Origin of the sequence: Endozoicomonas sp. 8E (assembly GCF_032883915.1) — a bacterium.
Taxonomy (GTDB): Bacteria; Pseudomonadota; Gammaproteobacteria; order Pseudomonadales; family Endozoicomonadaceae; genus Endozoicomonas_A.
Window position 1 is genome coordinate 5,334,621 of the sequence record NZ_CP120717.1, and the last position, 14,960, is coordinate 5,349,580.

5 protein-coding genes are annotated in these 14,960 nt (G+C 43.2%); all 5 read right to left on the bottom strand.

What is annotated here, in order from left to right:
- Positions 1–349: 349 nt before the first annotated feature.
- The gene (locus P6910_RS18385; protein WP_317142705.1) at positions 350–3,628 is read right to left on the bottom strand and encodes a hypothetical protein; all 3,279 of its coding nucleotides are present in this window, start codon (positions 3,626–3,628) and stop codon (positions 350–352) included.
- 214 nt (positions 3,629–3,842) lie between these two features.
- Complete coding sequence (locus P6910_RS18390) at positions 3,843–4,304, bottom strand: DUF29 domain-containing protein (RefSeq protein ID WP_317142706.1); 462 nt, start codon at positions 4,302–4,304, stop codon at positions 3,843–3,845.
- Between the two features lie 220 nt (positions 4,305–4,524).
- Positions 4,525–7,770: a hypothetical protein gene (locus P6910_RS18395; RefSeq protein ID WP_317142707.1), complete on the bottom strand. Its 3,246-nt coding sequence runs from the start codon at positions 7,768–7,770 to the stop codon at positions 4,525–4,527.
- A gap of 404 nt (positions 7,771–8,174) precedes the next feature.
- Positions 8,175–11,408 carry a hypothetical protein gene (locus P6910_RS18400; RefSeq protein ID WP_317142708.1) on the bottom strand — a complete coding sequence of 1,078 codons (3,234 nt, stop codon included), beginning with the start codon at positions 11,406–11,408 and terminating at the stop codon, positions 8,175–8,177.
- 195 nt (positions 11,409–11,603) lie between these two features.
- Positions 11,604–14,960, bottom strand: a complete 3,357-nt coding sequence (locus tag P6910_RS18405) for a hypothetical protein (protein WP_317142709.1) — start codon at positions 14,958–14,960, stop codon at positions 11,604–11,606.

A 14,960-nucleotide genomic window follows, 5' to 3' on the forward strand; every position in this document is an offset into this window, starting at 1 on the left:
TAGCAGCCTGACCGAGAATAGACTGCCCTACTGCGGCGGCAGCAAATTGGTCTGAAAATCCGCTTTTGTTCGTCAAATAGCTCGCTATTCTCCTTACAAAACCGAATTTTCATCCTCAATTTTCTGCCGTCCTCGCTACGGGCGCTATTCTCGGTCAGGCTCCTAGTTGTCGTTAATCTTGACGAGGGTGACTCGAAACAAAGCATGTCTATATATAGACCTGTTAATTAGACTAAAGTTCCAAAAAGAAGGATCGCAGAGTTGAAAAAAGGGCGCTGGGTAAGTCTGTGCAGCACAAAACCCTATTAATAGTCTGAGTTGTCTGATGCACTGGGGGGGGGGGGGGATGTCATCTCCTGTTTTCATCCTCGGTGTACTGGTTTGCGAAAGCAAAAATATTGCCGACAAGCAACGTAAGCCCCTTGACCAGACTTATCAGAGGAAAGACGGCGTTATTGGCTCCCAGATTGAGTTCGTCATTGACATTATGGAAGTCTTTGGGGAATTTTTTAGGCATGTCGAAGGTTCGCAAACCTTCTGGATACAGTGTGACATCGAGGTTTCCAGTATTCTTAATGTGTTCCGAGAAACACTCAAACGAAGGATCAAGTGCACTATGGTCTTTGGCCTCACAGGGCTGCATTGCCGTCCAGTACAGGATTTCACTGGCTGTCCGCTTCAGCCATGAACGGTATGTGGTATCGTCAAGCCCCATAAATTCTTGCAGTCTTGACCTGGGCGGCGATTCTTTTTCTTTTGCCAACAGGCCTGACAGGTATTCGTCAAGTAGTTGCTCAATAAAGTTTTCTGTCTCTTCCACCGCCTGTTGATTTTGATAATGATAATCCGGCGAGTCGCGGCGCAGACGTGATCTCAGCAACACGGCTGCCAGCAGGTTTTCGCAGAGGGCATTGGCAAAACTTAACCGCTGCATAACTTCTGGTGTATAACCCGAAGTTTTTGAGTCTCTGGCAGTGAGGCCGCTTTTCATAGAGCCATAAAACTCAACATCGCCCCAATCCCGTAAACCATCCCAGCCAAAATCAGGGCGCTCAATGGCCTTGATCCAACCTCCAAATGTTCCGGGTAATGGCAGGGCATAGAGCATGGATCCCAACAAAGGGGTGAGGAACACCCAGCGACGTCCGGTATCGTGAAACGCCGGGATAGTTGACGTGGGCATAACGCCAAAGTTGCCATTAAGTAACCCAATATCATGGATGCCTTTCAATAGACCTCTCTCGGCGACCGCGAAGGGGGCATTGGTGAGATCAGGAATATGAGCGTATTGACCGTAGTGTTTTGTGGCCTTGAAGAAATAGACCCTTACGGCTCTTTCGCCATCAACATTGATCACTTGTAAGCGATCAGTGAAACCTCGGGTACTTTTGGGAAGTTCCTTTTCCAGCACCGTAAGGTATTGGCCAAAACGGGGTTTCTGGCTTTTGAAGCGGTCACTTTTGGCTATAAATTGATGCATAACGCCTTCTTGCGCCAAAGTATTCACGGACTCTCCAACCCGCTGGAACTTATAATAATCAACCTCCTCACCATTGGGTATTGCCAGTGTTCGACCACCAACGATGGTTCCTTCTTTTTCAAACAGTGACAGCCGGTGCTGACCAGAATAAACCGATGGAAATTCTGTTTCACCAGCACAAACAAATTCTGACTGCAACTGACGACTGGCGTCTTTATTCGCAAACTCAAAGCTATATGCGTGGAGAGACGCCAGCAACTTGAGTGCCACAGTATTTGGCTGTTGAAATTTGAGCGGGTTAACCGGCTCTGTTAATGCAAGAGAGGAGTCCAGCCTGGAGAAAAGCGCAGGATCATTGAGATAAGCCAGAGTATCATCCAGTAACTTTCTGGGTAAGGGATCCTTCCAGAACCTCAACAACAGCGGTTTGTTAGCAAGGATCCTGGCAGCCAGAACATGAACAAGCCTTTGCTTGAGTGCCGGGTCATTGCAACACTGCTCCAGATACCTTGCATCATTAAACTTATGCAAAAAATCCAGATGGAGTTCAATGTAGCTTACTATGAGGTCGCCTTTGTCGGGCCGTAAACCTCTCTTAATAATATGAGTCGCTCCAGACCAAAAGGGTTCAGAGTTTAAAACGATATCGTCTTGTTTCGTCAGTAATTCATCGGAAAACGAATCGAAATATTTTATAGGGAAATACTGACAGACAGTACCCATCACCTGGTTTTTAAAATCATCACCTGCATTAATTTTTTCAAAAAACTTATCAAGAAGACTAAGGGGGAAATTTTCACTTTTCTCAGGTCTGTTGATTAATATTTTCAACAAAGACCATTTTGCTTTTTCGATTAATCCCTGAAGCAAATTATCACCTGCATTTTTAATTGATACAACAATAAAAGGATTGGCACTTACCAGTTTATTTAACAACAAAGCAAGTTTATCTCGATCAGTCTTGTATCTTTCTATACAAAGATGATAAATATCAGCTAAGGGCGTGGTATACGAACGAGCGAAATCTCTATTACCCAGAATGGCTGAAGCAGTTTTGAAAAGGACTTCTTCAAAGAAATCATCATCATTTATCAGCACCTTATATTCATGATTGCCGTTGAAAATTTCGCTAAAATTATCATACAAATTGTCACCGTCAAGGGAGTCCAAAATCGACTTTTTTGTTATGAACCGATCCGGAACCTCTGATAATTGACACCGTCCCTTCGATAATTGTAAAAGGCAGTAGTCTTTTTTTATGTTAATAATGTGTTGTGGCAGATCTTTAAGCTCTATCCTTCCTGAATTGATAAGCTCATCATACAATTCATCATCTTTAAAGCTGTGTGGAAGAACGCTCAGGGATTTTATTTTTGCTGCGATGTCCAGATAACCATAAATCAGTTGTGCCTGTTTCGGTGGTGTTCCCTTCGGAAGGCCATTCACGTTTGAGTACTCTATCAAAAAATCAATATCAGATTTTAATTCTTCAGAAAAGTCTTTGTAGTGAGCGGTTAGGGCTAGGCTCCTGATCTCATTTAAAAATATACTTTTTGTTCGATCAGCTGTTGATAACAATACATCTCTGATTTTATCACCTTCCTTCATTGAAAAAACACACCAAAGACGGTTCCTTACTATCTCTTCAAGAAGGGTTTCCGATTTGAAATAATCTTCAGGCAAATATTTTTCAGGCCTATAAGGAAGAAAGTCGGCAACCTCTATAAACTCATCTTTTGTGAGCCGATCGCTTCTACCATCAATGAGTCCTTGAATTAGCTCGACTTGTCTGTTGCTGATGATCGCATTATTCGCACTCTGAATGGCTTTAAGCTTTCTTAAAGGTCTGGGTGATAATGCTTCGGGCTTCACAACTCTGTCATCAGTAAAGTCCAGTTTTCGTTTGCTTATTGTGGCTTCACGAGTATCTACCTCTAAAGCAACAGCCCTGGAGGAAATTCCGATCTCTTTCTGATCTTGTTGCCCTGTTGCGGTATCTGGTATGAAAACTGCGCGATTGACTCCAAATGGCTCACCGCTAACAGAGCTGAAGGTTCTGCCGGAGACCTTGCCATGATCCGCTGCCCCTTTAATATCCGCTGTTGCACCGCAGGTAGAGGGATTAAATGAGTGTGACAATCGATCCATTATTTATTTCCGCCTTTAACTGTCCTTAATCTTGACGAGGGTCAAGCCAAAAAAATGCTTTTTAATTTTGACCCATGAAATAAACAAAAGTTCCTAAATCGGGTGGGGACGGCCTTTTTTATACTCGCAGGACGGGAGGGGGGGGAACTATGGCTGGGAACAAAAAAGGGCGTGCTACCCCCTCATCCCTCGTCAATTGTTGATCGCCGGGCTTTTACTCAGCATCCGGCAGCCAACCTTCAGTCATCACTTCCTCATATGTCCATGGGCATTCGCTGGGGAAATCACTAGGTTTACAAATCATTTCTCTAGCTGCCTGATTTCGAGCTGATTGATAAGCTTTTGGTAAAATCTCGTCCAATTTATTATTGAGAGAAGGGTTTTCTTCCAATTCTTCTTGTACAGCGTCCCTCTGTTTTCCAATACTGATCAACCAGCTTGTGTGCCATTCTTTCATGTCGTGCATATCATCTTTTTTAGACTGCATCTGCCATTTAAGCGCATGTAAAAAAAGCCCCTTTAGACAACTTTTTACTGAACGATAACGAGCTTTGCCCATGTCCTCAACTTCCTCGATCAGGTTGTCCAAATCCAACTCGCTAAAACGACCTTGCCTGATCAGCTCGGCTTGCTGAAAAGACCAACTGTAGAAATCGGTATCGTATAAATCACTCATTGTTAAACCTCTTGTGAACCAGTGCAGTATATACCAATGAACCGTTACTATCCGTTACCTCTTAACAATTATAAAACATGCCGTGACGTACAAAAAAAGAACCTTTGCAGAGGCAATAAAGAAGGATCGCAGAGCTGCAAAAAAGGCCTATGGCCAAGCCAGTGCCACACCAAACAATGTAAATAGTCTTAAATACTGGCTGCGCTGGGGGATACGAACCTCATTTCCTATTTTCTTCCTCGGTGTATTGACCTGCGTAAGCAAAAATATTGCCAGCTAACAACGTAAGCCCCTTGACCAGAGCGACCAGAGGAAAGACGGCGTTATTGGCTCCCAGATTGAGTTCATCATTGACATTATGGAAGTCTTTGGGGAATTTTTTATGTGTGTCGAAGGTTTGCAAACCTTCCGGGTACAGTGTGGCATCGAGGTTTCCGGTATCCTTAATATGTTTTGAGAAACACTCAACAGAAGGATCAAGTGCACTATCACCTCTGGCCTCATAGGGTTGTTTGGCCGTCCAGTACAAAATTTCCTCGGCTGTTCGCTTCAGCCAGGAGCGGTATGTGGTATCGTCAAGCCCCATCAATTCTTGCAGTCTTGGCCTGGGCGGCGATTCTTTTTCTTTTGCCAACAGGCCTGACAGATATTCGTCAAGTAGTTGCTCAATAAAGTTTTCTGTCTCTTCCAATGCCTGTTGATTTTGATAGTGATAATCCGGGGAGTCCCGACGCAGGCGTGCTCTTAACAACACGGCTGCCAGCAGGTTTTCGCAGAGGGAGTTGACAAAACTTAATCGCTGAAGAACCTCGGGAGTATAACCCGAAGTTTTTGAGTCTCTGGCAGTGAGGCCGCTTTTCATAGAGCCATAAAACTCAACATCGCCCCAATCCCGCAAACCATCCCAACCAAAATCAGGGCGTTCAATGGCTTTAACCCAGCCTCCAAAGGTTCCCGGTAATGGCAAAGCATAAAAATCAGAGTTACCCAACAATGGGCTAAGGAATACCCAACGACGGCCGGTATCATGAAACGCCGGGATCGTTGACGTGGGCATAACGCCAACGCTGCCATTAAGTACGCCAATGTCGTGAATGCCACTCAATAAGCCTCGCTCGGCGATCGCGTAAGGGTTGTCGGTTGCATCCGGAGTATGGGCGTATTTAGCGTAATTTTTTGTCGCTTTGAAATGGTAGACCCGGAAGGCTCTTTCACCATTAATTTCGCTCACTTGTAAGCGATCAGTGAAACCCCGGATACTTTCGGGAAGATCCTTTTCCAGTACCATGATGTACTGTCCAAAACGGGGTTTCTGGCTTTTAAAGCGGCCACTTTTGGCAATAAATTGATGCATAATGCCTTCCTGTGCCAGAGTGGCTTCGGACTCTCCAAGTCGCTGGAATTTATAGTAATCAACTTGCTCACCATTCTGTACTGCCAATGTACGGCCACCGACGATGGTTCCCTCTCCTTTAAATAGCGACAATGAATGTTGATGTTGACCAGGATAAACCAGTTTAAAGTTTGTGTGATCCGCACGGTCAAATTCTGATTGCAACTGACAACTTGCGTCTTTATCGGCAATCTGAAGGCTATTTCTCTTAAGAGACGCCAACTGCCTGAGTGCCAAAGTGTTGGGTTGTTGGAATTTGAGAGGATTCACCGGTTTTGTTAATGTTCCGGAGACATCCAGTTCGGATAAAAGGGCAGGATTATTGAGATAAGCCAGAGTATCATCAATCAAATGGCGGGGGAGATAACGTCGCCACTCCGTCACTAACTGCTGCTTGTTTACAATGACCTTGTTAGCCAGGACCTGAATAAGCCTTTGTCGGATTGCTGGGTCGGCGCAACGCTCCTCAAGATATCCTTTGTCATTGAATTCGCTCAAAAAAAGTGGATAGCATTCAATGTAGTCTATTATGATGTCAGCTTCGGCGGGCCGTAATCTTCTGGAGATAATGCGAATCGCTCCAGCATCAAAGGGCTCAGAACCCAGAACCATAGCGTCTTGCTTACGCTTTATGTCTTCTGAAAAAGGTTCTGAACAAGGGACAGGAAAATACGGATAAACAACATTTATAACTTGGTTTTTAAAATCATCACTTGCATTAACTTTATTAAAGAAACGAGTAATCATACCCATAAAAAAACGCTGACTTACTTCAGGCCTACTATCCAATATTTCCAACAATGATTCTTTTGCTTCTCCAATCAACTCCTGAAACAACTGATCACCGACGTCTTTAACAAGTAAAATAAAAAAAGGATTAGTTTTTATCAATCTTTTCAGCAACAAAGCAAGTTTTTCTCTGTTACTGCTGTATTTTTCAATACAACATTGATAAACCTTAGACAAGGTATTGATTTGTGCAGTGTAGAAATCATATTTTGCTTCCAACACCACTGAAGTCATTTTCATCAGGAATTCTTCAAAGAAGTCAGGATCATTCTTCAGCGTCTCAAACTCACTATCACCTCTGAGGATATTGATAAAATCAGCAAGCAAACTGTCACTATTAAGCGAATCCAGAATAACCTTTTTTGTTATAAACTGAGCCGGAACCTGTGATAACCGGCACAGACCTTTTGATAATTGCAAAAGGCAGTACTCTCTGTTTTTGTCCCGGATTTTGAATGGCAGCTGACTTAGCTCTATTCTTCCTGAACGGATAAGCTCATCATAAAAATCATCATCTTTAAAGCTGTTCGGAAGAGCATCTATAGACTCTATTTTGGCTGAGATATCCAGACGCTCATAAATCTGCACAGCCAGTTGCGGCGGTGTAGAACAGGGAATACCGTGAAGATTTGAGCATTCAGTCAGAAAATCTATATCCTTTTTTAATTCTTCAGGAAAGCTGCTGTAGTAAGGCCTGAAGCCTTCTTTCCTGATGCGGGTCAAACACAACTCTTTTTCCCTTTCAGGTGTTGATGCTAATACCTGCCAAAATTCATCACTCCCCTCCATTGCGAAACGCTTCCAAAGCTGATTTCTTATAATCCCTGACACAAGGGTGGGTGATTTGAAAAAATCTTCAGGCAATTTTTCTTCAGCGTAATAATCAAGAAAGTCGATAACCTCTATAAACTCTTCTATTGTGAATCTACCTTTTTCTCCATCCAGGAGTCTTTTTATCAGCTGGACTTGTTTGTCGCTGAGGATAGCAGTAGATGTCCCCGGAATAGCTTTAAACTTTTTAAATTTTGGTTTGTTTTTAGCGGCTTCAGGACTATCTATCTCTAAAGCAGCGACTCTGGAGGAAATCCCCACCTCTTTTCGTTTTTTTCCTGTAATGGAGTCTGCTCTGAAATCTGTTGGATTGACGCTAAATAGTTCATCACTGGCAGGGCTGACGGATCTGCCGGAGACCCTGGCTGCATTTTTTTTATCATCAGCTGTAGCAATGCCGGTAGAAGGGTTTAGCCCCGAATTACATGAGGGTTGAGTTAATCGATCCATCATTTTTCTCCTTTCTCTGACTGTCCTTAATCTTGACGGACTTCAGCCCGATCAATGAGTGCTTAAGTACTCAACCATACGAAATCATATTTTCTGACTCATTGTTCAGGCACTCGCGGCAACTGCTCCTGCGTTGCTCTAGCTCCTGCATCCATGCAGTCGTGCGGCGTTGCAACTCTGGTCACATAGCTTGCTATGTTCCCGTCGTTGCGCCTTGCAGAGCACCTGCCCAATAAGCCAGAAATATTCGATTCCGTATGGCTGAGTAATTATATATTTTGACCCTTAAAATAGACGAAAGTTCCAAAAAAGAATGATCGCAGAATTGAAAAAAAAGGCCGTCGGCTCATCCAGTACCAAGCCTGTAAATAGCCTGAGATATCGGAGTCAGCGAGGGAATACCCATATCATTCCCTATTTTCATCTTCAGCGTAACGATTGGCGAATGCAAAAATATAGGCGACTAACAACGTAAGCCCCTTGGCCAGAGCGACCAGAGGAAAGACGGCGTTATTGGCTCCCAGATTGAGTTGGTCATTGACATTATGGAAATCTCTGGGGAATTTTTTATGCTTGTCGAAAGTAGACAAACCTTTTGGATACAATGTGGCATCCAGGTTTCCAGTCTCCTTTATATGTTTTGAGAAACACTCAACAGATGGATCAAGTGCACCAGGGTCTGTGGCCTCAGAGGGTTGCCTTGCCGTCCAGTACAGGATTTCCTCGGCTGTCCGCTTCAGCCATGAACAGTATGTGGTATCGTCAAGTCCCATCAATTCTTGCAGTCTTGGCCTGGGCGGCCATTCTTTTTCTTTTGCCAACAGGCCTGACAGATATGCGTCAAGTAGTTGCTCAATAAAGTTTTCTGTCTCTTCCACTGCCTGTTGATTTTGATAGTGATAATCCGGGGAGTCGCGGCGCAGGCGTGATCTTAACAACACGGCTGCCAGCAGGTTTTCGCAGAGGGCATTGGCAAAACTTAGCCTCTGCATAACTTCCGGAGTATAACCCGAAGTTTTTGAGTCTCTGGCAGTGAGGCCGCTTTTCATGGCGCCGAAGAACTCAACATCGCCCCAATCCCGTAAACCATCCCAACCAAAATCAGGTCGTTCAATGGCTTTAACCCAGCCTCCAAAAGTTCCGGGCAATGGCAAGGCAAAACCAATGGAGTTACCCAACAATGGGCTAAGGAACACCCAACGACGTCCGGTATCATGAAATACCGGGATCGTTGACGTGGGCATAACACCAAGGCGGTCATTAAGTACACCAATGTCGTGAATGCCGTTCAACAAGCCTCGCTCAGCGATCACGTAAGGGGTGCTGGTTCCATCCGGAGTATGGGCGTATTTAGCGTAGTTTTTTGTTGCTTTGAAGTGGTAGACCCTAAAGGCTCTTTCACCATTAACATTGATCACTTGTAAGCGGTCGGTGAAACCCCGGATACTCTCGGGTAGATCTTTTTCCAGTACGATAAGGTACTGACCAAAACGGGGTAGCTGGCTTTTAAAGCGCTTATTGAGCACCCCGGCAATAAATTGATGCATAATGCCTTCTTGCGCAAGGGTGGCGACGGACTCGCCAAGTCGCTGGAATTTATAGTAATCCACTGTCTTACCATTGCGCATTGCCAATGTACGGCCACCCACGATGACTCCCTTTCCTTTAAACAGCGACAATGAATGTTGATATTGACCGCGATAAACGAGTTTAAAATTTGTGCGCTCCGCACGATCAAATTCTGATTGCAACAGACGACTGGCGTCTTTATCCGCAATCTGGAGGCCATTTGCGTGGAGAGACACCAGCAGCTTGAATGCCGAAGTATTGGGTTGTTGAAATTTGAGAGGATTCACCGGTACCGTTAATGTACCGGAGACGTCCAGTTCGGAGAAAAGGGCAGGATTACTGAGATAAGCCAGGGTATCATCAATTAATTTTCGGGGCACACAAGATTTCCAATCCGCCATGAATTGCCGCTTGTCTGCAATGACCCTGTTAGCCAGGATATGAATAAGCCTTTGTCGGTTTGTTGGGTCAATGCAACACTTCTCCAGATACTCCTTGTCATCAAAACGACTTAAAAAAAATTGAAAATGCTCAATGTAATCTATTATGAAGTCAGCTTTGTCGGGCCGTAGACGTCTACCAACAATATGATTTTCTCCACTAGCAAAGGGGTCAGAATTTAGAACCAGAACATCTTGCTTAGCTAATATTTCTTCTGGAAAACTACTGGAATCATCGCAGGGAAAATACGGAAAAACAATATTCATAACCTCGGTTTTAAAGTCATCACCGGCATTAACTTTATCAAAGAAAAAAGAAAGGATTTTTGTATCAAAGAATTGACTGATTTCAGGTCTACTGCTTAACATTTCCAATAGCGTTTTTTTTCCTATTCCAATCAATTTCTGAAGAAAAGTATTATCCGAATTTTCAACAGATATAACAAAAAAAGGATTGACCTTTACCAGCTTCTCTAACAAATAAACAATCTTTTCTCTGTCATTCATGTATCTTTTTATGCAATATTTATAAACGTCAGACAAGAGATTTTTTTTTGAATCTTCTAATTCCATTTTTATTTCTAACGTTGCTGAAGCAATCTTAAGAAGTACTTCTTCAAAGAAGTCAGGATCATTTCTCATCATCTTATATTTATAATCATTTTCGCAAAATTCGATAAAATTATCATGAATATTGTCACCATTGAGGGAATCCAAAACAGCCTTTTTTGTTCTAAAATGAGCCGGAATCTCTGATAACCTGCACCGATCTTTTGATAATTGCAAAAGACAGTACTCTTTGTTTTTGTATCGGATGTTGAGTGGCAGTTTACTTAGCTCTATTCTTCCTGAACGGATAAGCTCATCATAAAGATCATCATCTATAAAACTGTCTGGCAGAACACTGATAGACTTTATTTTGGCTGCGATATCCAGACGTTCATAAATCGTTTCGGCCAGTTTCGGTGGTGTGCCCTCAGGAAGGCCATTGAGACTTGAGTATTCGGTCAGAAAGTCAACATCATCTTTTAATTCTTCATAAAGGGCGTCGTAGTGGAATTTGTAGCCTTTTTCCTTGATACCAGTCAATAATATCTGTCTTCTCCTTTCAGGTGTTGATAGTAACAAACTCCTGATTTTATCACTTGCGTCCATTTCAAAAACATCCCAAAGCTGATTTCTTATTATCTCTGACAAAAGGGTTGATGATTTGAAATAATCTTTAGGCAATCTTTCGTTAGGGCGATAATAAAGAAAGCTGACCACATCGATAAATTGATTGACTGTGAATTTACCTGTTTTATCGTCAATAAGTCTTTTTATCAGCTTGACTTGTCTTCGGTTTAAAATAGCAGTATTCGTACCCTTAATGGCTTCAGGCTTTTTTAATGTTGGTTTGCGCTTAGCGGCTTTACAGTTATCTGCATCGAAGGCAATAGTTCTGGAGGAAATCCCGATCTCTTTTTGTCCTGTTACTGGTGTAAAATCTGCGCGATTGACTCCCAATGGCTCACCGCTGACAGGGCTGACGAATCTGCCGGAGACCCTGCCATGATCCGCTGCATCGGCTGTATCAGTGTAAGTAGAGGGAGTTGGCAAGAGATTACATAAGGGTTGAGGTCGATCCATCATTTGTCTCCTGCCTTTAATTGTCCTTAATCTTGAAGAGCTTGTGCCCGTCCAAAGAATGCTTACAGATATATAGACTCGTGAATAAAACGAAAGTTCCAAAAAAGAAGGATCACAGAGTTGAAAAAGCCCGCTGGTCAAACCAGCGCAACACAAAACAATGTCAGTATTTCCGGATATTGGTTGCAGTGAGGGATATCAAGGTTCTTCCCTATTTTCATCCTCTGTGTACTGATTGGCGAACGCAAAAATATTGCCGGCTAACAACGTAAGCCCCTTGACCAGACTGACCAGGGGAAAGACGGCGTTATTGGCTCCCAGATTGAGCTGGTCATTGACATTATGGAAGTCTTTGGGAAATTTTTTATGTGTGTCGAAGGTACGCAAACCTTTTGGGTACAGTGTGGTGTCGAGGTTTCCAGTATCCTTTATGTGTTTTGAGAAACACTCAACAGAAGGATCAAATGCACTATGGTCTTTGGTCTCACAGGGTTGCATGGCCGTCCAGTACAGGATTTCCTCGGCTGTCCGCTTCAGCCATGAACGGTATGCGGTATCGTCAAGCCCCATAAATTCTTGCAGTCTTGACCTGGGCAGCCATTCTTTTTCTTTTGCCAACAGGCCTGACAGGTATTCGTTGAGTAGTTGCTCAATAAAGTTTTCTGTCTCTTCCACTGCCTGTTGATTTTGATAATGATAATCCTTCGAGTCGCGGCGCAGGCGTGCTCTTAACAAAACGGCTGCCAGCAGGTTTTCACAGAGGGAATTGACAAAACTTAACCGCTGCAGAACCTCGGGAGTATATCCCGAAGTTTTTGAGTCCCTGGCAGAGAGGCCGCTGCTCATGGAGCCAAAAAACTCAACATCGCCCCAATCCCGTAAACCATCCCAACCAAAGTCAGGGCGTTCAATGGCTTTAACCCAGCTTCCAAAGGTTCCGGGTAATGGCAAGGCAAAGTAACTGGAGTTACCCAACAATGGGCTAAGGAACACCCAACGTCGTCCGGTATCATGAAATGCCGGGATGGTTGAAGTAGGCATAACGCCGAACTTGCCATTCAGTACGCCAATGTCGTGAATGGCGGCAAACAGGCCTCGCTCAGCGTTCGCGTAAGGGGTGCTGGTTGTATCGGGAGTATGAGCGTATTTAGCGTAGTTTTTTGTCGCTTTGAAGTGGTAGACCCGGAAGGCTCTTTCACCATTAATATTGATCACCTGTAAACGGTCAGTGAAACCTCGAATACTCCTGGGGAGATCCTTTTCCATTACGATGAGGTACTGACCAAAACGGGGTAGCTGGCTTTTAAAGCGGTTATTGGTCACCCTGGCAATAAATTGATGCATAATACCTTCTTGTGCCAGGGTGGCTACGGACTCTCCAAGTCGCTGGAATTTATAGTAATCAACGTCTTCACCATTCTCTACTGCCAGTGTACGACCACCCATGATGGCTCCCTCGCCTTCAAATAGTGATAATGGATGTTCAATGCTATCAATCCATAGGCCAAGCCTTTTCATCAGAAAATACAATGGATACTGACTGCGAAAAACCGGTTCAAAATAAGTACGATCTGCACGGTCAAATTCTGATTGCAACTGACGACTGGCGTCTTTTTCGTCAAACTCTAAGCTATATGCATGGAGAGACGCCAGCAGCTTAAATGCCGAAGTATTGGGTTGTTGAAATTTGAGTGGATTCACCGGCTCTGCTAATGTGCCTGAGACATCCAGTTCTGAGAAAAGGGCAGGATTATTGAGATAAGCCAGAGTATCGTCAATTAATTTTCGGGGTACACAACCTCTCCACTCCGACATGAACAGCTGCTTTTCTGCAATGATTCTGTTAGCCAGAACATGAATAAGCTTTTGCCGGATTGTTGCATCCGTACAACACTTCTCCAAATATTTTTTGCTATCAAAACGACGTAAAAAAGATTGACATTGTTCAATGTAATCTATTATGAGTTCGGCTTTTTCGGGTCTTATATGTCTACGGATAAGATGCTTTTCTCCAGCGTCAAAAGGTTCAGAAGCCAGAACCATAGCATCTTGCTTCAGCAATATATCTTCCGGAAAACTACGGGAATAATCGTCAGGAAAATACGGAAAAACAACATTCATAACATCGCTTTTAAAATCATCCCCTGCTTTAACTTTCTTAAAGAACAAAGATAGGATTTCCGTATCAAAATATTGGCTTATTGCAGGCCTACTGCTTAGCATCTCTAACAGTGATTCTTTTCCTGTTTTAATCAATCCCTCAAGCAACCTGTCATCCTGACTTTCAATGACTATAACAAAAAAAGGATTAGCCTTTACCAGCTTTCTTAACAATAAAGCAAGTTTACCCCTGTCATCCCTGTACCTATCTGTGCAATATTGATAAACAGCAGACAATGGATAGACTCTTGAACCCTCGAATTCCATGACTCTATCCAAAGCTATTGAAGAAAATTTGAGAACGACTTCTTCAAAAAATTCAGAATCATTGCTCAGCATCTTATACTTGGAATCACCTTTAAAAACATTGATAAAATCAACATGCAAACTCTCACTATTGAGTGAATCCAAAATAGCCTTTTTTGTTATAAACTGATCCGGAACCTCTGATAACCTGCAGAGACCTTTTGATAATTGCAAAAGGCAGTACTCTTTGTTTTTTTCTCTGATGTAGTGTGGCAGATGGTTAAGTTCGATTCTTCCTGAACGGATAAGCTCATCATAAAAGCCTTCATCTTTATAACTGTCCGGCAGAACATGGATAGACTCTATTTTGGCTCCGATATCCAGGTGCTCATAGATCGACACAGCCAGTTTCGGCGGTGTATCACGAGGAATACCCTGCAAACTTGAGTATTCGGTCAGAAAGTCAATATCGTTTTTTAGTTCTTCAGGAAGGCCTTTGTAGCGATACATTAAGCCCGTTTTCCTGACATCAGTCAATAATACCTGTCTTTTCCTTTCGGGTGTTGATTGTAATACTTCCCTCATTTGATCACTTTTGTCCAGTTTGAAAACATCCCAAAGATGACTTCTTATTATCCCTGACAAAAGAGTGGGTGATTTGTCATAATCTTCAGGTAATTTTTTTTTAGGACAAAAATTAAGAAAGTCGATAACAGCTATAAATTCATCGACTGTGAATCTACCTTTTTCACCATTCATGAGACTTTTTATCAGCTTGATTTGTTTGTCGCTTATGAGCGCAGTGTTTGTATCCTGAATGACTTTAGGCTTTTCCAAAGGCCTGGGTAATTGTGCTTCGGGCTTAATATCTCTGGCATCGGTAAAGTCCATTTTTGATGTGTGTTTAGTGGCTTCACAGCTATCTCCATCTAAAACAACGGCTCTGGAGGAAATTCCAATCTCTTTTTGTCCTGTTACTGGCGTGAAATCTGCGTGATTGATTCCCACCAGCTCAACGCTGGCAGGGCTGACGCTTCTGCCGAAAGCATTGCCATCATTTGCTTTAGTCTTTTCCAGAACATCGGCTGCAGCAATGTAAGAAGAGGTATCTGGTCCCTCATTATGTGAGAGTTGAAATAATCGTTCCAT

What these genes read in the sequence shown, in the direction of transcription:
- P6910_RS18395 (WP_317142707.1), bottom strand. Translation starts at nt 7,770, where the DNA reads ATGATGGATCGATTAACTCAACCCTCATGTAATTCGGGGCTAAACCCT.
- P6910_RS18405 (WP_317142709.1), bottom strand. Translation starts at nt 14,960, where the DNA reads ATGGAACGATTATTTCAACTCTCACATAATGAGGGACCAGATACCTCT.
- P6910_RS18385 (WP_317142705.1), bottom strand. Translation starts at nt 3,628, where the DNA reads ATGGATCGATTGTCACACTCATTTAATCCCTCTACCTGCGGTGCAACA.
- P6910_RS18390 (WP_317142706.1), bottom strand. Translation starts at nt 4,304, where the DNA reads ATGAGTGATTTATACGATACCGATTTCTACAGTTGGTCTTTTCAGCAA.
- P6910_RS18400 (WP_317142708.1), bottom strand. Translation starts at nt 11,408, where the DNA reads ATGATGGATCGACCTCAACCCTTATGTAATCTCTTGCCAACTCCCTCT.